We start from the raw sequence: 22448 nt of genomic DNA, 5'->3' as shown, positions 1-22448 counted from the left end.
GGGGCACCGGCGGGAAGAACGCGGCGTGCCGCTCGACGCGACACCGGAGCGGCATTCTCTTCGTGCGCCGGTCGGCGCTCGGGAAGCCGGCCTCGCGACCGCGTTCCTCGTCGCGAACAGCCAGGCTGTCAGCCTGCGCCAACTCGCCACCGCCCCGGACCTGCGCGGAAGGGTGAACGCCGCCTACCGGTTCATCTCGTGGGGCGCGATCGCCGGAGGCGCCCTCGCCACCCTCCTCGGACCGTGGCAGGCGGCCCTGATCGGCGCAGCACTCATGGCCGCAGCCACCCTGCCCGTCGCCCTCTCCCCCGTCCGCTCGATGACCACGCTCGAGCCGCACTGACACGGTGACCGGCGCGCTGCGTGCGGCGAGTGCGACCGCGCGACCGGTCAGGTCGCCGGACGTGCGGCGAAGGCGCGCTTGACGCCGGTGTACCAGTCGAGGGACGTCCTCGGGTGCCTCCAGCGGCCCTTCATCTCCTCGCGTGCGGGGACGTGCGCTCGATCACCGGCCTCGACCGCGTCTTTCAGATGCCGGTCCTGGGCCTTGATGACGTCGTCGGCGGTCGCGCCCTGCAGCTCGAGAGAGCAGGGGCCACCGAGGTCGCGGCAGGTCATGGTCTTCACGGTGTCCTCGTTACGGCCGTCGCGGCTCCGGCATCGGGCCGGGCTCGCGGGCAGGGCTCGGAGCCGACGCGGGTCGCATCGTGCTCCGGCGCGGAGGTGATCACGGTGCGACCGCTGCGGGCTCGCGAGTGACGACCATGTCCTGGTTCGCGATCGGGCGGAGGAGGGCGCGCAGCCAGAGCGGGTTGCTCCCGCTCGTCTCGCGTTCGTCGAAGTGGTACTCGAGCGGGGTGCCCGGATGGATGGTGATCGCGTTCGGGTGGTGCTCAGCCGGCCCGCGATGCGCCCAGGTCAGTCGGAACGACGCTCCGATCCTCACTCGACGCTCGAGAGCGATCCGGAGGTGATGGAGGGTCCGGTCGTCGAAATCGATGCGCCATCGCCAGGCGCCGTAGATGAGCTGTCCCATGGAGGGGCCTCGATGCTGTCGGCTGTGCCAGTAGGTCATCGTCTGCTGCGGGGGGAGACTCCGCGGGGCGGGAAGCGGGAGAGAGCCGCTTCCGGGCCATGAGTGCCGTGGTCGAGTGCTGCCCACACTACGCCTCCGGTCGACGGTGGCACGGCCGAGCACGAGTCCTGACCGCTCTCGGCGGCGTCAGCCTCCGCGCAGACGGCGTCACGGTCGCGTTCGTCGAGCAGGACGTCGAAGGACGAGCACCCGGAGTCGATGGATCCGGTATCGAGAGCGTGCTGAGGCGTACAGTCCGAGCATGGCTGCACTGATCAGCACGACCCCGGCTCCGGCCGAGCAGAAAGCCCGCAGCGGCGCCACGACGCCGCTCTCGATCACCGCACGGTCCGCGCACACCGGCCGGCTCAGGCTCCTCGGGGAGGAGACCGCTCGCGAGGCCCGGTTCTGGGCGTCCTACGACTCCGCCCCCACCTCGGCGACCGCCTGGGCCGACGCGACCACGACCGCCTGGCGGAGCCCTGCCGCGGCTGCGCGGGCCGAGAGGGACATCGACCGGTGGAACGATGAGGGCGGATCCGACCCCTTCTGACCGGTCGGGACACGTCGAGTCGGTGACTCCATGATCAGCCTCGGCGGCCGCGCATCGCGGCGAGAAGGGTTCGACGAGCGATCGCGCGCGCTAGCGGATCGCCTCCGCCAGTGGGACGTGCTCGGCGTCTACGCGGACGAGATCCGCCCCTCCGACGACGAGGAGTACGACGATCTGGTCGCCCCGCTCCGTGCCTGGCTCGAGGCGGGCGCCTCGCCGGAGGAGCTCAGCACCGGCCTGGTCGGCGTCCTCCGGCAGTGGTACGGACTCAGCGTCCCGGACGACTCCGCCGAGATCGCCTTCGCCCGCGAGGTCCACGCCTGGTGGACGACGCTGTCCTAGCGTCGGCCTTCTCGCACTCCTCCGAAGAAGTCCGCGGGCGAGCCGTGGGTGCTCGCCGGAAGCGGGGTCGCGCAGGCAGGGAGAGGTCCTCTCAGAGCATCCCGAAATCGAGATCCATCTCGTACGGGCTTCCGCCGGGATCGGTCTCGAAGGCGACGAACCGAGGGGCGTCGAGTCGCTCGGTGCGAGTGTCGATATCGGCGACCGTGTCGCCGTCCTGCAGCGTCTCGTCGGGACTGCGGATCCCGTGGACCGACAGAGGCACGCCGAGACCGACGACGATCAGCACCTGCGAGCGCGTCTCCGGCCGGCTGGCATCGTCGAGCGTGACGGTGCCCATCTCTCGATGCCGGGCGAGGGTGAGGGAGTAGCGGAGGACCGCCGCAGCAGTCTCGTCCTCGAGGTCGACGAAACCGCCGGTATGGAACAGGGTCTTCATGAGTGGACGTCCTCTGTCGGTGGAGCGAGCTGGATTCAGCGCATCGGGGACAGGGACACGATGAGTCGACCATAGGCTCCGAACCGCACGGTCCACTACGCACTTGACAGACGCTCGGAGAAGCGGTCGAACCGCACCGGGCTCACTCGAACGCGCCGGCGCCCTCCTCGGGATCCCTTGCGCACCCGAGGGATCGTCGCCCTCAGGCACCACGGCCGTCGGCTCGCGCGACGCCGGCGAGGTGTGCCGTCGACTCGAAGAGGACCGTTCCCTCCGGAGCGGGCCCTTCGGTACTCTGCCGTCATTCGGTACTCTGCCGTCATCGATGCACTCGCGGCCCTCTTCGTCGGCCGCTCTGAGGAGCTGGACCGACTCAGCGCGGCCTCGAGTGCTGCCCGGAATCACCGGGCGACGGCGCTCGTCGTGGAGGGCGAACCGGGCATCGGCAAGACCGCTCTCGTGCGCGCCTTCCTCGACCGGGACTGGCCGGCGCAGTGCCGGATCGTCCGGCTCGTCGGCTACTCCTCCGAGGCCGACCTTCCCTACGCCGGTGTCGATCGGCTCCTGGTGGAGATGCACGACGAACTGCTCGCCCTGTCGGAGCCGCTTCGACACGCGTTGACGGTCGCCACGGGGCGAGCGGCGGGCGACCCGCCCGACCGGTTCCAGATCGGGGCGGCGCTGCTCTCGCTCCTCGGCTCCGCCGAGGGTCCACTCGCGTGCGTGATCGACGACGCACACCTCCTGGACGACGCGTCGCTCGCCATCCTGGCTTTCGTGGCGCGGCGGGTGAAGGCCGAACCGGTCCTGCTGGTCTTCGCCACTCGCCCCGAGCCCGCCGTGCTCGAGACGCTCGCCGGGATCGAGGTCCTGCACCTCGCTGGACTCGACGACGCGTCGGCGGTCGTGCTGCTGAACTCCCGCAGGGCACCCGGTGTCGACCCGCACCTCGCCGTCAAGGTCGTCGAGCAGCTGGGCGGCCATCCGCTCGCCATCACGGATCTCGCCCGGCACGCCGACGCCGGTCGACTGGCGCTGCGCGCGCTCTCGGTCGAACCGCTCCCGCCGGGAGCGCTCGTCCAGGGCTTCTACCGGCAGAAGATCGATGCCCTCCCCGAGGACTCCCGGCTCGTCGCGCTCCTCGCGGTCACCGACACGACCGGTGACATCCAGGTCGTGCGCAGCGCCGCACGCCTCCTCGGCGTTCCCGACGAGGCGACCGGCCCTTTCGAGGACACCGGCCTGGTCGAGTTCGCGGAGCGCGTGCGGTTCCGCCACCAGCTGGTGCGCCCGGCCGTGTACGCCACCGCCTCCTCGGTCGACCGGCGACGGGCGCATCTGGCGCTCGAGGCAGCGTCGGCGGACCACGGCTTCTCGGTCGCGGCCACCATGCACGCCTCCGTCGTGGCGGTGACCCCGGATGAGGAGGTCGCGGGCCGACTCGCGAGTCTGGCCGACGAATCCGGCGCCCGCGGCGCCCTGCTCTCACGAGCCGGCCTCCTCGCACGCTCCAGCGAGCTGACCCGGAGCGGCGCGCTCAGGGACGAGCGCCGCCTCGCTGCCGCGGAGGCCGCTCTCGGTGCCGGTGCCGCCGTCCTCGCCGGCGACCTGCTCGGTGACGTGGAGGAGAGCGGCCTCGCACCGATGAGTCGCGGACGACTCCTCTCGGCCCAGGCCGCTCTGGCGATGTTCGTGGGCGACCCGGCGAGGATCCCGTTCGCACCCCAGACCCTGACCCGCGCCGCCGACGCGTTCTCGTCGGGCTCAGCCGAGCTCGAGCAGCGGAGCCTCCTCACGGCGTTCGCCTACGCGCTCGCCACCGAGAGGTCGACCGAGGGCGTCACGGCCCGCGAACTCGGACAGCGGGCACTCGCCGGCGCGTCCTCGACGGACGGGGTCGTCTCCGACGTCCTCCGGGGGATCCACGCCCATCTCCTCCTTCCCTACCAGGAGGCGGCTCCCCTCCTCCGTCAGGCCGTGTCGGCCGCTCGCGCCGCCGACGACGAGACGCTGATGCAGCTGGGCATGTGCCCGATCCCGCTCGCTCTCGCCGTGTGGGACCCGAGCGCGGCCCTGCAGCTCACTCGACGCATGATCGAGCACGCGACGAGCCGCGGTGCCCTCCAGTCCCTCGACACCATCTACTGGACGCAGTCCACGACGCACCTCCAGCTCCTGGACGTCGCCGCCGCCGGCCGTTCGCTCGAGAACGTCCGCGAACTGAGACGAGCGATCGGGTACCCCGCCGAGCACGTCGTCAATGCCGCCTACCTCGCACTGACGGGCGTGCCGGTGGAGACCGTCGACTCGGTCGCCTCCACCATCCTCAGCACCGGCTTCGGAGGGGCGTGGACGATCGTGCAGATGGGCGCCGGTGTCCGCCTCCTCGCGGACGGGGAGTACGACGCCGCCTACGGACGCCTGAGATCGGTGACGGACGGAGGATTCCCCCACATCTCCCGCCTGGCACTCGCTGATCTCGCCGAGGCCGCCGCTCGGAGCGGGCGCAGGGAGGAGGCGTCGGCTGCCGTCGACGCACTCGACGCCCTCGCGTCCGTCGCCTCGACTCCCTGGATCGTCGGCCTCGCGAGACGCTCCCGCGCTCTCCTCGACGCGAGCGCGTCAGCGGAGGACGAGTACCTCGCCGCGATCGAGTCCTCGACACTCGCCGCTGTCCGCGGAGACCTCGCCAGGGCGCACCTCCTCTTCGGCGAGTGGCTGCGGCGCCGACGTCGACGCCGGGAGGCCCGCGAGCATCTGGCGATCGCGGTTCGCGAGTTCGACGCGCTCGGAGTGGTCCCGTTCGCCTCCCGCGCTCGACGGGAGTTCGCGGCGACGGGCGAGGCGATGCCTCCCCCGGCGTCTGTCGCGGAGCTGACGCCGCAGGAGACCCTCGTCGCGGATCTGGCTGGAGAGGGACGGAGCAACCAGGAGATCGCGGCGGCGCTGTTCATCTCTCCCAACACGGTGGACTACCACCTCCGGAAGGTGTTCCGGAAGCTCGGCATCGCCTCGCGGCGCCAGCTCCTCGAGAGGCACCACGACTAGCGCTCTCCCGACTACGCACGGCACGTGGTCCGCCCCGTCGGGCGTCGCGCCAGGGTGATCACACCAGGCGACACTCGATGAAGGAGAAGCAGATGCCGTTCGTGCGAACCGATGACGGTGCAGAGATCTTCTACAAGGACTGGGGACCCGCCGACGGTCCCGTCGTCCTCCTCAGCCACGGCTGGCCGCTGAACAGCGACGCATGGGAGGCGACGGCCCTCTTCCTCGCCACCCGCGGCTACCGCGCGATCGCGCACGATCGACGCGGGCACGGCAAGTCCACCCAGACCTGGAACGGCAACGAGATGGACTCGTACGCCGACGATCTCGCCTGCCTCATCACCACTCTCGATGTGAGCGGAGTGACCCTGATCGGGCACTCGACCGGTGGCGGCGAGATCACCCACTACGTCGGACGCCACGGCAGCGACCGCGTGGCGAAGGTCGTTCTGGTCTCGGCGGTCCCGCCGCTCATGCTCCGCACCGACAGCAACCCGGCCGGTCTCCCGATCGAGGTCTTCGACGGCATCCGCGCCGGGGAGGCGGCCGATCGGTCGCAGCTGTACCGCGACCTCGCCGACGGGCCGTTCTTCGGCAACAACCGCACCGGCGACGTCCCGCAGGGCACCCGGGACGCGTTCTGGCTGCAGGGCCTCGCCTCCGGCACCCGCAACGCCTACGAGTGCATCGCCGCGTTCTCGGCGACCGACTTCCGCGGCGACCTCGCGCAGATCGACGTGCCCACCCTCGTCATCCACGGCGACGACGACCAGATCGTGCCGTTCGAGATCAGCGGCAAGCTCTCCGCGCAGCTCGTCCCCGGCGCGCGCCTCGTCGTCTACGAGGGCGGAGCGCACGGCCTGCCGGACACGGACCGCGACCGCCTGCACGCCGACATCCTCTCCTTCCTCGAGTCCTGACCACCCACCGACACCGAAGGGCAACCCGCCATGAGCACCCGAGAAGCACCCGACACGATCGTCCTCGTCCACGGCCTCTGGGTCACCCCGCGCAGCTGGGAGGAGTGGAGAGCGCACTACGAGGCCGAGGGCTTCACCGTCCTCACCCCCGCCTACCCCGGGTTCGACATCGAGGTCGAGGCACTCCGCGAGAACCCCGACGTCATCGCGAACCTCACGGTTCCCGAGACGCTGGACCACCTCGCCGGCGTCGTCGAGGCCCTTCCGAAGCCTCCGATCATCATGGGCCACTCCTTCGGGGGTCTGCTCACGCAGATGCTCCTGGCCCGCGGGCTCGGCGCCGCCGGCGCTGTGATCGACTCCGCCCCGACCGAGGGCGTTCGCGTGACTCCGCTGTCGCAGGCCCGATCGCTCTTCCCGGCGCTGAAGAACCCGGCGAACTTCCACCGGGCGGTGGGCTTCACCCCCGATGAGTGGCACTACGCGTTCACGAACACGCTCAGCCGTGAAGAGTCCGACGCCGCGTACGAGCGCTACGCGATCCCGGCACCCGGCAACTGGGTCTGGGCCTACGGGCTGCTGGCGAACTTCCAACCCGGCCGCCAGGCGACCTGGGTGGACTACTCGGTCGATCGCGCGCCCCTGCTCTTCATCGGCGGCGGCGAGGACCACATCATGCCGCCCGCGGTGAACAAGTCGAACGCGAAGCACTGGGCGAAGTCGCCCGCACTCACCGAGTACCACGAGTTCGAGGGGCGCGGCCACTGGACCTGCGGTGAACCCGGCTGGGAAGAGGTCGCCGACTACGCCCTCGCCTGGGCCCTCGCCCACGCGCAGCCCGTCTCGACGAGCGCGAACGCCTAGCCGCTCGGGCTCGAGCCTCCGGTTCACGTGAAGGAGCACCGTGCAGATCACGCGGATCGGGGGCCCGACCCTCCTCGTCGAGCTCGACGGGTGGCGCATCCTCATCGATCCCACCTTCGACCCACCCGGACAGCGCTACGACTTCGGCCTCGGCACGTCCAGCGTGAAGACGCTCGGGCCGGCGCTCCCGCTCGAGGCGCTCGGACCGCTCGACGTGGTCCTCGTCAGCCACGACCATCACGCCGACAACCTCGACACCGCGGGCCGCGCAGCCCTCCCCCGAGCGACCCACGTCATCACCACGACGAGTGGAGCGCGACGGCTGGACCTCGCGCACGCGCGCGGGCTCGCCGCCGGAGAGACGACGTCGATCGAGTCCCCCGGCAAGGGTGCTCTCCGGATCACCGCCACTCCCTGTCGACACGGTCCTCCGCTGAGCGGTCCCCTGGTCGGGGACGTCATCGGCTTCGCCCTCCGCCTCCAGGGCAGAGGGCACCACGACCTGTGGGTCACCGGTGACACGGTGCTCCACCGCAACCTCCTGCAGACCGCCCGCCGGCTCGACGTGGACGTCGCGATCGTGAACGCCGGAGGCGTCCGCTTCGGCCTCACGGGACCGATCCGGTACTCGATGACCGGCGCGGACGCAGTCGGCCTCGTCACCGCCCTTCGACCCCGGGTGGCGATCCCCGCCCACTACGACGGCTGGTCCCACTTCCGCGACGGCGAGGGAGGCATGCGCGCCGCGATCCGACGCGCGCCGGCCGACGTCCGCGAACGGTTCCGGTGGCTCCCCGACGGACGCTCCGTCGATCTCTCGACCCCTCCGCACAGCTCTCCCCCCTCCGAAAGGACACGACCGTGACCGCTCATCGACGCCGAGGACTGCTCGGCCTCACCGCCGCAGCACTCGCTGCCTCCCTGGCCCTCTTCGGAACGGCGGCGCTGCCCGCCTCGGCGGACCCCGCCTCCTCCGGCGGTGTCCTCGCTTCCCGCGCCGCCAAGCCCACCGTCGTCCTCGTGCACGGCGCCTTCGCCGACTCGAGCGGGTGGAGCATCGTCGCGCCCGCGCTCCAGGCGCAGGGCTACCCGGTGATCGCGTTCTCGAACCCCCTCCGAGGCCTCGACTACGACAGCCAGTACCTCCGGGACTTCCTCAGCACGATCCAGGGCCCGGTCGTCCTCGTCGGCCACTCCTACGGAGGCGCCCTGATCACCAATGCCGCCACCGGCAACCCGAACGTGACGTCGCTCGTGTACGTCGCCGCGTACGCCCTCGCCGACGGCGAGTCCGTGCAGGCCGCGAACGCGCTCGGCGGCGGCCACAGCGACCTCACCGATCACCTCGTCATCCGGCCCTTCCCCGGCGCCGCCGAGGGAGACGCCGACGCCTCCATCGACCCCGCCTTCTTCCCCGAGCTGTTCGCGCAGGACCTCCCCAGGGCCGTCACGAAGGTCCTCGCGACCAGCCAGCGGCCCGGCGCTCTCTCCTCCCTCGTCACCCCGTCCGGCATCCCCGCCTGGGAGACCATCCCCAGCTGGTACATGGTCGCGAAGAACGACCGCATCATCCCGCCGGAGGCGGAGCGGGCCATGGCCGAGCGCGCCGGCTCCACGGTCGTCGAGGTGAACAGCTCGCACGTCCCGATGCTCAGCCAGCCGCAGAAGGTCGTCTCCCTGATCACGTCCGCCGCGAAGTGATCACCTCTGCGCGCTCACACCTTCGGGAGGTAGACCCAGGCCGCTCTGCCGGACAGCAGCGTCACGGAGGCGCGCCGGTACGACACCCGTTCGTACCGGTCGGCGGCCGCGAGCTCCTCAGAGGTGATCTCGAGCGCGACGCCGGTCACGACGTCCCGTTCGCCTCCGGCCCTAAGCGCCGGATGCACGTCGGCTCCGCTCATCGCGATCACCTCGGGATCGGTGATGCGCAGCTCGCCGACGACATAGCCGGCGAGGGCGTCGGGAGTGGTCTCCACGGCCCGGCCGAACAGCGCTCGCTGCACCTCGGGGAGCTGGAGAGTCCCGAAGGAGAAGACGATCTCTGGCATCCCCTCACCGTAGCGACCGCCGTCTGCAGGAGGCGACCGTCTCGAGTTCGACGGCGTCTCGACCCCGGCTGTGCCGCTGGCCCCACGGTAGCCCGCGGGCCCGGCACCCCCTAGGTTGGGGGAACCCGCCCCGCACGCCACCGAGTTCCAACGGAGGAACGCCATGGTCACGACATCCCGGCTCCGACGGACCGCGCTCGCGCTGGTCGCGGTCGTCTCTCTCGGGGTGGCGGGTGCCGCGCCGGCCGCCGCTCTCGACGGGCCGATACCCGGCTTCTCGAGGCTCTCGCCCGCGGACATCCGCGACCTCCTCGGGGGTCCGCTCGTCTCGCCGTCGACCTCGGTCGGGTACGGCGGCGCGGTCTCGTCGGTCGACGCGATCGCGAGCCGGGTGGGCCTCGAGGTACTGAAGCGCGGAGGCAACGCCGCCGACGCCGCGGTCGCGACGGCCTCCGCTCTCGGCGTGACCGAGCCCTACAGTGCCGGCATCGGCGGCGGCGGGTACTTCGTCTACTTCGATGCGGCGACGGGCTCGGTGAGCACCATCGACGGGCGCGAGACCGCGCCGGCCGGCATCACCTCCGACGCGTTCATCGACCCGGCGACGGGTGAGCCGTACCCCTTCACCCCCGACCTCGTGTCCTCCGGTGTGGCGGTCGGGGTCCCCGGCACGGTCGCCACCTGGGACGCCGCTGCAGACCGCTTCGGCACCCTCCCGCTCGGGGTCGTGCTGGCGCCGTCCATCGCGCTCGCCGCGGCGGGCTTCCCGGTCGACGAGACCTTCCGCAGTCAGACGCTCGACAACCTCGAGCGCTTCCAGGCGTTCCCCGACACCGCCGAGCTGTTCCTCCCCGGCGGCGATGCACCGGAGGTGGGCAGCACCTTCCGCAATCCCGATCTCGCGAAGACGCTGACCGGCATCGCGCTCCGCGGACCGAGCGCGTTCTACGGCGGCCCGCTGGCCGCCGAGATCGCCGACACGGTCCAGAACCCGCGGGTCGCCTCCGACTCGGCCCTGCCCGCGCCGGCCGGCTCGCTCACCGAGGCCGACCTCGCCGCCTACTCGGTGCTCGAGCAGGCCCCCACCCACGTCTCCTACCGCGGACTCGACGTCTACGGCATGGCCCCCTCCTCCTCGGGCGGGATCGCGGTCGGCGAGGCGCTGAACATCCTCGAGAACCACGACCTCGGGGCGGAGGAGACCGGCAGCGCCCTGCACCTCTACCTGGAGTCGTCCGCCCGCGCCTTCGCCGACCGGGGCGCCTACGTCGGCGACCCGGCCTTCACCGAGGTGCCGACCGAGACGCTGCTCAGCCAGGAGTTCGCGGACTCGCGGGACTGCACGATCGACCCGACGACGGCGTCCGTGCGGCCGGTCGCCTCGGGCGCGATCGACGGATCCGGATGCTCGACCGCACTCACAGCGGAGCAGCCGGACACCGAGAACGTCTCGACCACCCACCTCTCCGTCGTCGACAAGTGGGGCAACGCCGCCTCCTACACGCTGACGATCGAGCAGACCGGCGGCTCGGCGATGACGGTCCCCGGGCGCGGATTCCTCCTCAACAACGAGCTCACCGACTTCTCCCCGGTGTACGACGAGGCGGACCCGAACCGGATCGAGCCGGGCAAGCGGCCGCGGTCGTCGATGTCGCCGACGATCGTGCTCGACGACGGCGCGGTGAAGTTGGTCATCGGCTCACCGGGAGGGGCGACGATCATCACGACGGTGCTCCAGACGCTGGTCAACCGCATCGACCTCGGGATGACGCTGCCGGAGGCGGTCGCGGCGCCCCGGGCGTCCCAGCGCAACACCGAGTCGACCTCGGCCGAGCCCGGGTTCATCGAGGCGTACGCCGACGACCTCGCCCCCTTCGGGCAGCAGCTGACCCCCTCGGGCGATACCTTCACGTCGGCCGCCGAGATCGGCGCGGTCGCCGCGATCGAGGTCGACGCCTCGGGGCTCATGACCGCGGTCGCCGAACCCGAGCGGCGCGGCGGCGGCGTCGCGCTCGTGGTTGACCCGGAGGAGTGACGCCGGGCCGTCGCGCGTCGTGACCGACGTCGACGTCACCGTCCCACACGGGATGGGCGGGGTGCCGCTCGGTCACAGGGGGCGAACGGGAGACTTGCCGCGCACTCCGGACATCGCCGAGCCGTCGAGGCCGGTCGCGGGCTAGGATTCGCGGGACGCGACCCGACGCGGATGGACGGAACCCGGCCGGCCACGATCGTCGGCGCGCCGGAACGTGGTGGCCCCATGGATGCTCGACGACGACTGCTGGTCGCAGCCGGTGCCGTCGCGGCGGTGCTCGTGGCGGGCGCGGTCGTGCTCGACGTGTCCGCGGGGAGCCCCGCGGGCGGCGACGCCTCCTCGAGCCGCCCGATCGGCGCGAGCGAGACGCCCGCACCCGGCGCCGCAGCGACTGCGCAGGCGACCGGCGCCGCCTCCCCCGGCGTCCCCGCCTCCGTGAGCCCGCCGACGCCGGCGGCCCCGGTCGCGGCGGCCGACCCCTCGGCTCCGCTCGAGGTCTCGGGGCCGGCGCCCGTCGAGACCGGGCTGCCGAGCTCGGCCCCGCGCGCGGCGCTGATCGCGCTGCCGCTGCCGGCCGCGGCGAGCGCCGACCGCGCGGTGGTGGCGGGCTACCCGTCGGACGTCGTCGCTCCGCTTCCCGGCTCGATCGTGGCCTCGAGCTCGGTCGAGCCCGCGGGCGAGGTGCTGCGCTCGGGCCTCACGGCGACGGTCGCCCTCACCGCGGAGCAGATCACCGAGCAGTACCGGAGCTCGCTGGCCGAGCGGGGCTTCACCTCGGCGGCCGTCGAGGCGCCCGAGGGCGGCTCCGCGATGCTCTTCACTGCGGGCCAGGACACGGTGAGCCTCGCGGTGGCGCCGACCGGCACGCCGCGGATGAGCTACTCGCTGCTCTCCGTCCTGCACGCTCCGAGCGGCGGCTAGGCATGTACATCTCGCTGTCCGATCGGCCGGACGGCCCGGCGGAGAAGCCCGAGCGCACCTCGGGACCGGCGCGGGTCACCCCGGCCGTGATCGCCCTGGGCATCGTGAGCCTGTTCACCGACGTCTCGTCGGAGTCGACCGCGGCGATCCTGCCGTTTTACATCACGGCGGCGCTCGGGATGTCGACCCTCGCCTACGGCTTCCTCGACGGCCTGTACCAGGGCGTCAGCGCGTTCGTCAGGATCGGCGCCGGCTGGACGGCGGACCGCACCGACCGGCCCAAGGCCGTCGCGCTCGCCGGCTACGGGCTGTCGATGCTGGCGCGGCTGGGCCTCCTGGCCGGCAGCGGGCCGGCCGCCCTCACCGCCGTGGTCGCCGTCGACCGCGTCGGGAAGGGGATCCGCACCGCGCCGCGGGACGCGATGATCTCGGCCTCCTCCGACTCCGCGTCGCTCGCGCGCTCGTTCGGCGTGCACCGGATGCTCGACACCGTCGGCGCGACGATCGGGCCGCTCCTGGCCTTCGTCGTGCTCCTGCTCGTGCCCGACGGCTACGCGACGGTCTTCGTGGTGTCGGCCGCGTTCGCGACCCTCGGGGTGGTCGTCCTGCTGCTGTTCGTGCCGGATCTGCGGACGCGCCCGGCCGGCGTCCCGGCCCGGGTGCGGCTGCCGTGGCGCCGGCTGTGGGATCGGCGCCCGCGCCGCCTCCTGCTGGCCGCAGGGCTCCTCGGCGTGCTCACGGTCGGCGACGGCTTCGTCTACCTCGTCCTGCAGAGCCGGAGCGGCTTCGCGGCGCAGTGGTTCCCGCTGCTGTACGTGGGGACCAACGCGGCCTACCTCGCCCTCGCGATCCCGTTCGGGCGCCTCGCCGACCGCTGGGGTCGGGCGCGGATGTTCGCGGCCGGCCATGTGCTGCTGCTCGCCGTCTACGTGCTGGCCGCCTCGCCCGCCTCCGGGCTGCCCGCGACCCTCGCCTGCCTGCTGCTGCTCGGCGCCTTCTACGCGGCGACCGACGGAGTGCTGGCGGCCGTCGCCGGGGCGAGCGTGCCCGCCGAGATCCGGGCGAGTGGGATCGCGGCGGCGCAGACGGTCGTCGCGGTCGCCCGTCTGATCGCCTCGGTGGGCTTCGGGGCGTTGTGGCTGTGGCTCGGGCGGGAGGGCGCGATGATCGCGGTCGCCGTGGCGCTCACTGCGGCGCTCCCTGTGGCCGCGCTGCTGCTGCGCGAGCGGTTCGCGGAGGGGGCGCGATGACGGAGGGACCGCCGACCGCGCCGACCTCCCGCCTCTCGGACCGCGCGCGCTGGATCATCGCTGTCGTGTCCGCCGTCGCGCTGCTCGGGGGCGCGGCCGCCTACGGCGTGGGTGCGTGGCAGCGCTTCGAGGCGCGCTCCTCGGCCGACTCCGCGGTCGCGGTCGACACCGGCGCGCCGGCGGACGGCGACCGGGTCGTGTTCCGCAACACCGCGAGCGGGGAGGGCTACGGGATGGTCGCCTCCGTGCCGCTGTCGGATCCGGGCGCGGCGCGCACGGTCAGCGACCGGGCCTGCGACCGGGTGGCGGCGACCGCGGAGAGGGAGCTGTGCCTCCGGACCGACCGCGGCGTGCTGACGACCTTCGAGGCTGTGCTGACCGATGCCGAGGGGGCGACGCTGCTCCAGTGGCCGCTGCCGGGCATCCCCAGCCGGGCCCGGATCGGCGACGGGATGCTGAGCACGACCGCGTTCGTCACCGGCCACTCCTACGCGCCGACCACCTTCTCGACCCAGACCGTGATCCGGTCGATGGACCCGGCGGTCCCGGACCCGGGCGATCTGGAGTCCTTCGCGCTGAGCGTCGCCGGCGAGCCGCTGACCGCCGTCGACCGCAACCTCTGGGGGGTCACCTTCGCCGACGACGGCGACACCTTCTACGCGACCGCCGCCTCGGGCTCGCGCACCTGGCTGGTGCGCGGGAGCATCGCGGCGCGGACGCTGACCGCGATTCAGGACACCGCGGAGTGCCCGTCCCTCTCGCCGGACGGCACCCGGATCGCCTACAAGAAGGACGCCGGCGGAGCGGTCCCCGACTGGCGGATCGCCGTGCTCGATCTCGCCTCGGGGACCGAGACGATCCTCCCCGAGGAGCGCAGCGTCGACGACCAGGTGGTCTGGCTCGACGACGGCACCCTCCTCTACGGGCTCCCGCGCGAGGACGCCGCCGGCGACACCGACGTGTGGTCGATCCCCGTCGACGGCGGGGCCGCACCCGAGCTGTACCTCGAGCACGCCTGGTCGCCGTCGGTCGTGCGGCCGTGAGGGACGCCCGCACCGACCCGAGCGGCACACCGGTTCCGGGGTGCCGGCGACGGGCTCAGGAGGCGGAGACGAGGGCGATGTCGCGCCGCATGCCGCGGGCCGCGACTGCCGTGCACAGAGCGCACGCGGCCGCAGTCGCCCCGAGGAGGATCCACATCGGCGCGAACGAGGTCAGAGCCGCGAGAGCCGCCGGCAGAAGGAATCCCACGTACGTCAGCGAGTAGTACGCCGCCGTGATGCCCGCGAGATCCTGGGGGGACGCCAGGGCCTGGGCTCTGGCGAGTCCCGAGACCATCGCGAGCCCGTAGCCGGCTCCGAAGACGGGCGCGGCGACGAGCACGATCCACACCTGGTGCGAGGAGGCGGCGGGAATCAGCAGGAGTGCGCCCGCGGCGATGAGGGATCCCCCCACCAACCCCATGCCCCCGCGGAGGTACTTGGCGAGGTGGCCCGAGAAGAACTGCGTCACCCAGCCGACACCGAGAGTGATGACCGTCACGAGGGTGGCGAAGCCGACGGTGAAACCGGGGATGCGATCACTCACCAGGCTCGGACCGACGGCGAACGACAGAGCCGGTGCCGCGAACACCCAGGGGGCGAGAGGGAGGACGACCCGGAGGAACGTCGACCGGGCCGTTCGCGGGACGCGCAGATTCCCGAGCAGCCTCTTCGCGCCGGGGTCGAACCGTCGGGTCTCGGACGCCCACAGCAGGACGATCACGGCGACCGCGCACGCGGCGATCTGCACGAGGTACGGCAGCACCGCAGGCCACGGACCCCACTGGGCCAGGGCCCCGCCGATGCCGGCGCCGCCCCCGAAGCCGATGGTGAGCATGCCGGCGGCGCGCCGGGCACCCGCCGTCGACCATCCCTCCGCGATCGAGAGCTCCTTGATCCAGGAGGTGCCGACCACCATCCCGGCCGCGACACTGAGGCCGCAGATGAAGCGTCCGACGCAGAGCCCGACGAAGCTCGAGCTCGAACCCGCGAGCACGACGCTTCCGAGGATTCCGAGGACGAGACCCACGATCAGCACCGGTCGCCGTCCGTAGCGGTCCGACCACGCTCCCGAGAGCGCGAACCCGGGAACGATCCCGAGGACGTAGGTTCCGAGCAGGATGTCGACCTGCACTTGCGAGAAGCCCTCCACCTGCCGGTAGTACTGCATCAGCGGCAGGAAGTGGTTGCCACCCCAGCCGAGGACGATGAGCGCGGGGGCGACGAGGAGCCAGGACCGGGTGCGCGGGACATCGATGACGGGGTCCGCTTCGCCGGCTGTGCCGCGGAGGGGGGAACTACTCATCCACGTCGGGCTGGTAGACCTTCCGGAACGCGTCCTTGCGAGCGATCTTCCCGCCGCGGAACTCGTAGATGTCGCAGCCTCGCGTGACCTGGGGTTCTCCGTCGGGGCCGGGTCCGGTGAAGGACCAGGTGGCCGCACCGCGGGACCCGGCGATGATGGGCCGCTCCTCCTCGTGCCGCTCCTGTCCGGTGTCGAAGGCGAGCATGAGCGCGAAGCCCTCGCGGACCTGCTCCTTCCCGGACCAGGTCCGGCCGGGCTCGGGGCCGACGGACGCGCTGTAGACGCAGTCGTCGGTGACGTGACTCATCAGCGCCTCGAGGTCGTGGCGGGTCCAGGCGTCACTGAACGCCGCCAGCACTTCGGGCGTCATCTCGCTCGTGCTCTGGTCGGTCGACGAGGAATCATTCATCAGTGAACTTCGGTCCTTCGAGTCGGTGGACCGTCGGCGGTCGCTCTGCGACCGTGACAGGTGTCGGATCGCGGGGGCAATGCCCTCTAGCGGCCATGTCCGGAAGCGGACGACGGATGGTCGGCGGGTCCTACTCCGGAGGCTGCGGCGGTACCTGCCGGTCGGTTGCCGTGAGAGGCGTCGACCGGTCGGCGGCTGCTCGCCGGAACGGTGCTCCGGCGATCTCCCGCTGTTCACTGGACACCCCTAGCCTCACCGCTGTGGCGATGACCAGAACCGCGTCTGCCCGGACCCACCGGAGCCGGGCGTCGATCCTGCTGACAGTGCTCTCGGTGGTGGTCGGGGTCCTCCTGCTGGGGCATGCCGCGCTGCAGGGGGTCGGCGCGGTGATGTTCTGGAGACCCTGCTGGTCCGAAGGATACGAGAGCGCAGAGTGCTCCTCCCTGCAGTACGAAACGCCGTCGCCGGTGTCGCTCCTGCCGTTCTGGATGTGGTTCGTGGAGGTGCTGCTCGCCCTCGTCGCGATCGGCGCCTCCGTCGCAGCGGGCAGACGCCTCCGGTCCGCCGGCCTCGCCCTCGTCGCCGTGCTGGCGTCGAACCTCCTGATCGACTACGTCCTCACTCCGGTGGTCAACGGGGGCTACTCCTCGGCGGACGACCCGCCGGGTTTCGGGCTGATCGGCGCCGCCTTCCTCGCCATCGCCGGAGCACTGATGCTCCGTGTCGCGATCCCGGATCGCAGACCGCCCTCCTGACTCGGCTCCGCGTCCCGGCAGCGTGCGGAGGAGGTCGGGGCGTCCGTCCCGCCGGCACCTTCGGAGACCCGGAGATCGCCCGCGACCGACCGCTCGAAGATCTGCGGCGATCAGGCAGGAGCGGTCGCCGACGTGACGCCTGCGACCGCTCCTCGAATGACGCGACGTCAGGCGCAGCGGGCGATGTACTGCCCCTCAACGGGAGCGCTCCGCCTCCATCCCTGCCGACACGAGGAGCTCAGCGGGCGGCCCGGTGCCCCGCGGCCGCCCGCGCGCGCCGCACCGCTCCTCCCGGTGGGGTGACACGCTGTCGGGTCGTAGAACGCCGGCCGTCTCGATCGGGTGACGCGCCGGGCGTTGCGATGCGCGTCTCGCAGTGGATGTAGAACGACGCGTAGGCGAGCGCGGCGATCCCGATGAAGGTGGGGAGAGCCACGGCGCCGGGTGTCTCGCCGAGTTCCTTCCCGGTCACGAGAAGGGCGCCGATGATGAACACGAGGCTGAAGAGCTGGGCTTGGAAGACGGTGCGGAAGGCGCTCCATCGGGCGTCGATCAGCAGGTGCGCGTTCACGACACCGGGCAGAGTGAGCACGGCTCCGATCACCTGAGCTGTGAGAGGGGTGAGTGCCCAGGGCCAGGCGTCGAGCACGAGTGCGGGCGCGAGGAACAAGGCGAGTCCCGCGGCCGTGACGATCAGACCGAGCGTGGCGAGCATCACTCGGAGGGGCAGCGGGATCCTGTACTCCCGGGGCGCGTCCGAGCCGTCGTCGACGCGTCGATGGAGCCGGATCTCGATCAGGACGAATACCGGGGCGACGAGGTACAGGGCGATCCAGGCGATGAAGGAGGGATGCCCGGCGTGGAAGCGGTCGAGGTGCTGGAGCGTCGCGGCGAGGAGGAGGGAGGCGAAGACGAGCACCGCGGGCATTCCTCGTCGTACGGCTCGCCAGCTTCCGACTCGAGTGCTCGCACCGAAGAACCAGATGCCACCGAGGTAGGCGCTCCCCAGGAGCATCGCGGTGAGGGGCGGCTCGATGGTCCAGGCGAAGAGCGTGTCGGTCTCGCCCGGCAGCACGTAGAGCAGGAAGCTCGCGACGACGAGGAACGGAAGGAGGACCAGAGCGAGCGATCGGTGGTAGACAGCGACGGCGCTTGCTCGGCGTACGGCCCGTGCTCCGGCCAGGCGGGTCTGCCCTCTCACAGCGAAGAGCCTTCCGACCGGTCCGCGGACGGCGCCGTGACCTCGAGGGTCACCGGCGCCCGAGTCGGCGGGCTCGGATGCAGTGCGAACTGGACCGCGTCCGATGTCTCGAGTCGGCGTCCTTCGGCTCGTGCGCTCTCGAACTCCGTCCGGTCGTCACCGGCGAGGATCGGGGCGATCACCTGCTGGTGGAAGGAGAACGAGGGGGCGTTGTAGAGGCCGGTCCGTTCTCGCAGCACCTCTGCAGCCCCGAGCAGTCGCCCCGCCCGATCGATCTCGCCGCGAGTCGCGGCGATGGCGACGAGTCCCTCGAGACCGTAGGCCATGCCTTCGGCGTGCCCGGAGCGGGAGGACGCGGCAAGACTCTGCTCGAATCGGGAGCAGGCACTGTCGGTGTCGCCGAGCAAGAGCTGCGCCCAGCCGAGGTGGTGAACGGCGATCGCCTCGCTCAGGGTGTCCTCCTGCTGGTGGGACAGGGACATGCTCTCGTCGAACCTGTTGAGTGCGCGCTGGATCTTGCCTGCGAGCATCGCCGAGCGGCCGAGGGTCACCAGGGCGAGCGCTTGTCCCCAGGCATCGTCGGCGGTGCGGAAGAGGGTCAGCGCGGTCTCGAGTTCCTCGTCTGCGCGATCCGGGTCCGATGGCGTGCCGGCGAGGAGCGCGAGCGCCATGGACGTCCGCGCGAGAGCCTCGTGGGCCGACGCACCGGTGGAGCGGAAGAGCTGGGCGCTCTCGGTGAGTCCGGGGAGGACCCCTCGATCCGGGTCCTGCCAGAACGTGATCGCGCGGGTGAAGTAGAGACTGGTGGCACGGCTGAGCTCGGGGAGGTCATCCTCGGAGTTCAGCATCTCGTGCATCCATCCGTGGACCTCGCCGAGAAGCCCGCCGACCCACCAGTAGACGTAGAGGTTCCAGGCGAAATTCGAGAGGTGGTCCCACTGACGCCGCTCGATGAGGTATCGGACCACTGCACGCAGATCGTCTCGCTCGTCTGCCAGCGCGATGACGGTCTCGGCTTGGTGTCGGCCCTTGAGCTGTGGCGCAAGCGAGAGGGCTCGGGCGGTGTAGTAGTGAGCGTGGGACAGGCGCGCCGACTCGAGCGAGCCGGTGTCCTGGAGGACGCGACGCGCGAAGTCCTGCACGGAGCGGAGCATCGTGAAGAGTGCGCGGTCTCCCCTGTCCTGCTGCTGGATCAGGCTCGCGTCCACGAGGGCGCCGAGGTCGCTCAGCACGTCGGCGCTGTCGTCGGCGAGATGTTCCGCCGCCTCGAGGGAGAATCCTCCGGCGAACACGCCGAGGCGGTGCATCAGCGTCCTCTCGTGATCGGTGAGCAGCTGCACGCTCCACGCGATCGTCTCCTCGATGGTGTGCTGGCGGGTGGGGAGGTCGCGGGCGGCTCCGGGAAGAGGACGATGCTGGCGGAGCCTGAGCAGTAGCGCAGAGGGGGGGAGAAGTCGGATGCTGGCGGCGGCCAGCTCCAGAGCGAGAGGCACGCCGTCCAGGTGCTTGCACACGCCGACGATCGCTTCGACGTTCTCGTCGGTCACCTCGAAGTCGGGTCTCAGGGACCTCGCGCGCTGCACGAACAGTTGCACCGCGGGAGACTCCAGTGCCTGATCGGGATCAGGATGCGACCCGGTGGGAAGCGCAAGAGGTCTGATCGGGACCATGTGCTCGCCGACGATCCGCAGCAGCGTCCTGCTGGTGACGAGGAAGGAGAGCCCGGGTACAGCGGCGAGGAGAGCGGTGATCGTGTCCGTCGCACCGAGGACCTGCTCGAGGTTGTCCGCGATGATCAGCATCGTGCGCTCGCGGAGAGCCCTCTCGAGGGTGTCGATCAAGCGTTCGGAGCCCGTATCGCGCACGCCGAGTGCCTCTGCCATCGCTGCGGGGACGAGGGCTGCATCCGTCACGGACGCGAGCGGCACGAAGACCACTCCATCGGGGAAGGCGCTGCGCGATGACCGGCCCGCCTCGATGGCGAGGCGGCTCTTGCCGATGCCGCCGGGTCCGGTGAGGGTCACCAGGCGCGCGCGGTCGTGTACGAGAAGAGTGTCGATCGCAGTGAGTTCCTCTTCTCGCCCGACGAACGCCGTCAGCGCCGTCGGGAGTGCTTGAGGTGCTCGACGGCCCTCACCCGGGCGGATCACGATCGAGCGGTCGTCGTCCGATGCTCGGTCATCGCCGGCGTCGAGGTGTGCTCGGGCAGCGTCGAAGCGGTCGGCGAGGAGCGTGGCGAGATCCGCCTCGACGAGCTCGCGCAGCTCGTCCACCGTCTCGAAGGACTTGTAGGAGGCGCGGTCGTCGTTGCGGATGCGCTGGAGGAGCGCGACCAGGCGGGCTTCGGGCGGCTCGCCGGTCTCCTTGATGTAGATGAGGCGGGGCATGGTCGCCGGCGCGAGGTTGTACTCGTCCTCGAGGCCGGACACGGTCTCGTCAGGGGCGACCCAGCCGTATCGGTGCCCGTACACGCCGAGGAAGATCTCGCTGCGCTGCAGGTATGCGCGGTACAGGTCCCGTGGGGGGTGCGGGCGAGCGCCGAGCTCGAACATCACCGGCGCGAGTCGCATCCGCTCGACTGCCGCGCGCACGGCCCGGCGCTCCTCCGCGAGTTCGCGGAGCGTGGAGCTCACGAACACCCGGAGAAGCTGATCGGGGGTGCGGATCGACAGAGGACTGTGATCCGGTGCTCGATCGCGGTGTGCGCTGAGCGGAAGGGACGCCGACGGGGTCGCGAGCAGGTCGACGGCGCTCATCGTTCGGCCGGGATCCGGTGCGCGAGGTCGTCCGGCGCGGCGTCGGCCGAGAGCGCGCGGCTGCTCGTGGAGGTTCGCGGTTCGAGGGTGTGCGCGCTCCGGATGATGCCGCGGGGATCCACGGACTTCTTGACGGCCCGGAGCCGCTCGAGCACGTCGGGCGCCCAGAAGCGCTCCGGTGCCTCGCGGACCTCGCGGAAGTTGCTGTAGTCGATCGAGGAAGCCCACGGTGCGAGAGCCAGGCGGACGGAGGTGATCGCGGTGATCACGGCAGCGGCCGCCTGCGGAGACGGCGCGATACCGGCCGCGTACAGGAGGAATCGACCCGGGAGGTGGTCGACGGCGCCGCCGCCCGCTGGTCGCCCGAGGGCGCCACCCAGGTGACGGAGGTCGACGATGAGCAGGGCGCTCGGATCCATCCCCGCGGCCGAGCCGAGCAGCGCGTCGACGACCTCGGGCGTGAGCGAGTCCAGGATCATCCCGTCGCCGATCACGGGGACAGGGTCCGAGGGGTCGAGGTGGAGTCCGGCGAGGGCGGTGGCGGGGATCCGCGTGAACGTGTCGATGCTGGGCTCCAGAGCTCGAAGGGGGGCCAGCAGCCGCTGGGCGACGTCCTCCGGAGCATCGATCGCACCGTCGACGCCGACGAAGGACTGTCCGCGCAGGAAGTCGGGAAGGTCGGGCAGCCGAGGGAAGTGAAGAATGCGGAAGCAGGTCGTCGCGCGCTCATCGAGGTCCTCCGTCCAGCGGGCGTACTCCTCGAGGACGGATCGTGTCTGTTCGAGGGGGAAGAGGAGCATGCCTGCGGAGACCTCGGAGACGGGATACACCCGGAACTCGAGCGCGGTGACGATGCCGAAGTTGCCTCCGCCTCCTCGAACAGCCCAGAAGAGCTCGGCGTGCTCTTCCGCGGTCGCTCGGAGGAGGTTTCCATCGGCGAGCACCAGCTCGATGGCGGTCACGGAGGACGCGGCGAGGCCGCGCGATCGGGACAGCCAGCTGTAGCCGCCGCCCAGCGTGTAGCCCACGATGCCGACCTCGCCGGAGGATCCGGCGAGTGCGGCGAGGCCAGTGCCCTCCAGCGCGGCGGTGGCGACGCCCCACGTCGCTCCCGCTTCCACGCGCATCGTCTGCTTCTCCGCATCGACTCGGACCGAGCGCATGCGCGCCGTCCGGATGAGCACGGTCCCGGCGAGGTCGCCGACGGCCGTGGCGAGGTGCCCGGTCGACTGCGCAAGGACGTTGAGGCCGAGAGCTGTCGCGTACCGGACGGTCGCGCTGACGTCGGCCGCGTCCACAGTGAAGACCACAGCGGCGGGCTGCTGATCGGCGGTGAGGTTCCACGCCGCCCGGGCCTTGTCCCAGTGGGGGTCGGCGGGTCCGACCACGGAACCGAGAAGAGTGAACTCGAGATCCTCGAGGGGAGTGCGGGGGTTGTGCTGGGGAAGACGGTGGGGGCCGGCGACGGTCATGAGTGCTCCTG

22 protein-coding genes are annotated in these 22448 nt (G+C 71.5%); 13 read left to right on the top strand and 9 right to left on the bottom strand.

Annotation, left to right across the window (positions count from 1 at the left end):
• Positions 1-25: 25 nt before the first annotated feature.
• Positions 26-343 (top strand): hypothetical protein, encoded by a 318-nt coding sequence (locus B9Y99_RS10390; RefSeq protein ID WP_085476547.1) that lies wholly within the window; start codon positions 26-28, stop codon positions 341-343.
• Positions 344-390: 47 nt separating this feature from the next.
• Here the strand turns inward: B9Y99_RS10390 and B9Y99_RS10385 are convergent, their stop codons facing one another.
• Positions 391-618, bottom strand: a complete 228-nt coding sequence (locus B9Y99_RS10385; RefSeq protein WP_244274957.1) for a hypothetical protein — start codon at positions 616-618, stop codon at positions 391-393.
• A gap of 109 nt (positions 619-727) precedes the next feature.
• Positions 728-1036 carry a DUF7882 family protein gene (locus B9Y99_RS10380; RefSeq protein WP_085476545.1) on the bottom strand — a complete coding sequence of 103 codons (309 nt, stop codon included), beginning with the start codon at positions 1034-1036 and terminating at the stop codon, positions 728-730.
• Positions 1037-1337: 301 nt separating this feature from the next.
• Between B9Y99_RS10380 and B9Y99_RS18775 the strand changes: the two genes are divergently transcribed.
• Positions 1338-1628, top strand: coding sequence for a hypothetical protein (locus B9Y99_RS18775; protein WP_085476544.1), 291 nt, complete (start codon positions 1338-1340; stop codon positions 1626-1628).
• Between the two features lie 30 nt (positions 1629-1658).
• Positions 1659-1970 (top strand): hypothetical protein, encoded by a 312-nt coding sequence (locus tag B9Y99_RS10370; protein ID WP_085476543.1) that lies wholly within the window; start codon positions 1659-1661, stop codon positions 1968-1970.
• Between the two features lie 91 nt (positions 1971-2061).
• Here B9Y99_RS10370 and B9Y99_RS10365 read toward each other — a convergent pair whose 3' ends face one another.
• On the bottom strand, positions 2062-2409 hold the full coding sequence (locus B9Y99_RS10365; RefSeq protein WP_085476542.1) for a hypothetical protein: 348 nt from the start codon (positions 2407-2409) through the stop codon (positions 2062-2064).
• Positions 2410-2652: 243 nt separating this feature from the next.
• Here B9Y99_RS10365 and B9Y99_RS10360 point away from each other — a divergent pair, with 243 nt between their 5' ends.
• The 5 genes from B9Y99_RS10360 (at position 2653) to B9Y99_RS10340 (ending at position 8942) form a co-directional block, all read left to right on the top strand.
• Positions 2653-5457: an AAA family ATPase gene (locus B9Y99_RS10360; RefSeq protein ID WP_165759592.1), complete on the top strand. Its 2805-nt coding sequence runs from the start codon at positions 2653-2655 to the stop codon at positions 5455-5457.
• Between the two features lie 92 nt (positions 5458-5549).
• On the top strand, positions 5550-6377 hold the full coding sequence (locus tag B9Y99_RS10355) for an alpha/beta fold hydrolase (RefSeq protein WP_085476540.1): 828 nt from the start codon (positions 5550-5552) through the stop codon (positions 6375-6377).
• Between the two features lie 30 nt (positions 6378-6407).
• Entirely contained in the window at positions 6408-7241 is an 834-nt protein-coding gene (locus B9Y99_RS10350; RefSeq protein ID WP_085476539.1) for an alpha/beta hydrolase, read from the top strand.
• Between the two features lie 40 nt (positions 7242-7281).
• The gene (locus tag B9Y99_RS10345; protein WP_085476538.1) at positions 7282-8106 is read left to right on the top strand and encodes an MBL fold metallo-hydrolase; all 825 of its coding nucleotides are present in this window, start codon (positions 7282-7284) and stop codon (positions 8104-8106) included.
• Positions 8103-8942, top strand: coding sequence for an alpha/beta fold hydrolase (locus B9Y99_RS10340; protein WP_244274870.1), 840 nt, complete (start codon positions 8103-8105; stop codon positions 8940-8942). Before B9Y99_RS10345 ends, B9Y99_RS10340 begins: the two co-directional genes overlap by 4 nt.
• Positions 8943-8956: 14 nt before the next feature.
• Here the strand turns inward: B9Y99_RS10340 and B9Y99_RS10335 are convergent, their stop codons facing one another.
• Complete coding sequence (locus B9Y99_RS10335) at positions 8957-9292, bottom strand: gamma-glutamylcyclotransferase family protein (RefSeq protein ID WP_085476537.1); 336 nt, start codon at positions 9290-9292, stop codon at positions 8957-8959.
• Between the two features lie 163 nt (positions 9293-9455).
• Between B9Y99_RS10335 and ggt the strand changes: the two genes are divergently transcribed.
• From ggt to B9Y99_RS10315, 4 genes are all read left to right on the top strand, one after another.
• A complete protein-coding gene (gene ggt / locus B9Y99_RS10330; protein WP_085476536.1) occupies positions 9456-11327 on the top strand; it encodes a gamma-glutamyltransferase in 1872 nt (623 codons plus the stop codon).
• A gap of 225 nt (positions 11328-11552) precedes the next feature.
• Entirely contained in the window at positions 11553-12248 is a 696-nt protein-coding gene (locus B9Y99_RS10325; protein ID WP_085476535.1) for a hypothetical protein, read from the top strand.
• Positions 12249-12250: 2 nt separating this feature from the next.
• On the top strand, positions 12251-13498 hold the full coding sequence (locus B9Y99_RS10320; protein ID WP_085476534.1) for an MFS transporter: 1248 nt from the start codon (positions 12251-12253) through the stop codon (positions 13496-13498).
• Entirely contained in the window at positions 13495-14541 is a 1047-nt protein-coding gene (locus B9Y99_RS10315; RefSeq protein WP_085476533.1) for a TolB family protein, read from the top strand. The genes B9Y99_RS10320 and B9Y99_RS10315 overlap by 4 nt, the downstream gene beginning before the upstream one ends.
• A gap of 55 nt (positions 14542-14596) precedes the next feature.
• On the opposite strand, the gene B9Y99_RS10310 is transcribed toward B9Y99_RS10315, so the two are convergent.
• Together B9Y99_RS10310 and B9Y99_RS10305 are read right to left on the bottom strand one after the other, a co-directional pair.
• The gene (locus B9Y99_RS10310; RefSeq protein WP_085476532.1) at positions 14597-15844 is read right to left on the bottom strand and encodes an MFS transporter; all 1248 of its coding nucleotides are present in this window, start codon (positions 15842-15844) and stop codon (positions 14597-14599) included.
• Positions 15837-16253 (bottom strand): nuclear transport factor 2 family protein, encoded by a 417-nt coding sequence (locus tag B9Y99_RS10305; protein WP_085476531.1) that lies wholly within the window; start codon positions 16251-16253, stop codon positions 15837-15839. Before B9Y99_RS10305 ends, B9Y99_RS10310 begins: the two co-directional genes overlap by 8 nt.
• A gap of 260 nt (positions 16254-16513) precedes the next feature.
• Between B9Y99_RS10305 and B9Y99_RS10300 the strand changes: the two genes are divergently transcribed.
• On the top strand, positions 16514-17008 hold the full coding sequence (locus tag B9Y99_RS10300) for a hypothetical protein (RefSeq protein WP_129587994.1): 495 nt from the start codon (positions 16514-16516) through the stop codon (positions 17006-17008).
• Between the two features lie 238 nt (positions 17009-17246).
• Here the strand turns inward: B9Y99_RS10300 and B9Y99_RS10295 are convergent, their stop codons facing one another.
• The 3 genes from B9Y99_RS10295 to B9Y99_RS10285 all read right to left on the bottom strand — a co-directional run bounded on the left by B9Y99_RS10295 (position 17247) and on the right by B9Y99_RS10285 (position 22437).
• Complete coding sequence (locus B9Y99_RS10295; protein ID WP_085476529.1) at positions 17247-18209, bottom strand: hypothetical protein; 963 nt, start codon at positions 18207-18209, stop codon at positions 17247-17249.
• Positions 18206-20848 (bottom strand): DUF4062 domain-containing protein, encoded by a 2643-nt coding sequence (locus B9Y99_RS10290; RefSeq protein WP_165759591.1) that lies wholly within the window; start codon positions 20846-20848, stop codon positions 18206-18208. The genes B9Y99_RS10295 and B9Y99_RS10290 overlap by 4 nt, the downstream gene beginning before the upstream one ends.
• A 113-nt stretch (positions 20849-20961) precedes the next feature.
• Positions 20962-22437 (bottom strand): FAD-binding oxidoreductase, encoded by a 1476-nt coding sequence (locus B9Y99_RS10285; RefSeq protein WP_085476527.1) that lies wholly within the window; start codon positions 22435-22437, stop codon positions 20962-20964.
• Between the last annotated feature and the right edge of the window lie 11 nt (positions 22438-22448).

The sequence above is a fragment of the Rathayibacter oskolensis genome, from assembly GCF_900177245.1.
Lineage (GTDB): Bacteria > Actinomycetota > Actinomycetes > Actinomycetales > Microbacteriaceae > Rathayibacter > Rathayibacter oskolensis.
The sequence above is the reverse complement of the archived record's forward strand: the minus strand, read 5'-3'. Positions and strand labels throughout refer to the sequence as shown.

Excerpts from the sequence above, each read along its gene's own strand:
- B9Y99_RS10385 (WP_244274957.1), bottom strand. The coding sequence starts at position 618 with ATGACCTGCCGCGACCTCGGTGGCCCCTGCTCTCTCGAGCTGCAGGGC.
- B9Y99_RS10380 (WP_085476545.1), bottom strand. The coding sequence starts at position 1,036 with ATGGGACAGCTCATCTACGGCGCCTGGCGATGGCGCATCGATTTCGAC.
- B9Y99_RS18775 (WP_085476544.1), top strand. The coding sequence starts at position 1,338 with ATGGCTGCACTGATCAGCACGACCCCGGCTCCGGCCGAGCAGAAAGCC.
- B9Y99_RS10370 (WP_085476543.1), top strand. The coding sequence starts at position 1,659 with ATGATCAGCCTCGGCGGCCGCGCATCGCGGCGAGAAGGGTTCGACGAG.
- B9Y99_RS10365 (WP_085476542.1), bottom strand. The coding sequence starts at position 2,409 with ATGAAGACCCTGTTCCATACCGGCGGTTTCGTCGACCTCGAGGACGAG.
- B9Y99_RS10355 (WP_085476540.1), top strand. The coding sequence starts at position 5,550 with ATGCCGTTCGTGCGAACCGATGACGGTGCAGAGATCTTCTACAAGGAC.
- B9Y99_RS10350 (WP_085476539.1), top strand. The coding sequence starts at position 6,408 with ATGAGCACCCGAGAAGCACCCGACACGATCGTCCTCGTCCACGGCCTC.
- B9Y99_RS10335 (WP_085476537.1), bottom strand. The coding sequence starts at position 9,292 with ATGCCAGAGATCGTCTTCTCCTTCGGGACTCTCCAGCTCCCCGAGGTG.
- ggt (WP_085476536.1), top strand. The coding sequence starts at position 9,456 with ATGGTCACGACATCCCGGCTCCGACGGACCGCGCTCGCGCTGGTCGCG.
- B9Y99_RS10325 (WP_085476535.1), top strand. The coding sequence starts at position 11,553 with ATGGATGCTCGACGACGACTGCTGGTCGCAGCCGGTGCCGTCGCGGCG.
- B9Y99_RS10320 (WP_085476534.1), top strand. The coding sequence starts at position 12,251 with ATGTACATCTCGCTGTCCGATCGGCCGGACGGCCCGGCGGAGAAGCCC.
- B9Y99_RS10315 (WP_085476533.1), top strand. The coding sequence starts at position 13,495 with ATGACGGAGGGACCGCCGACCGCGCCGACCTCCCGCCTCTCGGACCGC.
- B9Y99_RS10310 (WP_085476532.1), bottom strand. The coding sequence starts at position 15,844 with ATGAGTAGTTCCCCCCTCCGCGGCACAGCCGGCGAAGCGGACCCCGTC.
- B9Y99_RS10305 (WP_085476531.1), bottom strand. The coding sequence starts at position 16,253 with ATGAATGATTCCTCGTCGACCGACCAGAGCACGAGCGAGATGACGCCC.
- B9Y99_RS10285 (WP_085476527.1), bottom strand. The coding sequence starts at position 22,437 with ATGACCGTCGCCGGCCCCCACCGTCTTCCCCAGCACAACCCCCGCACT.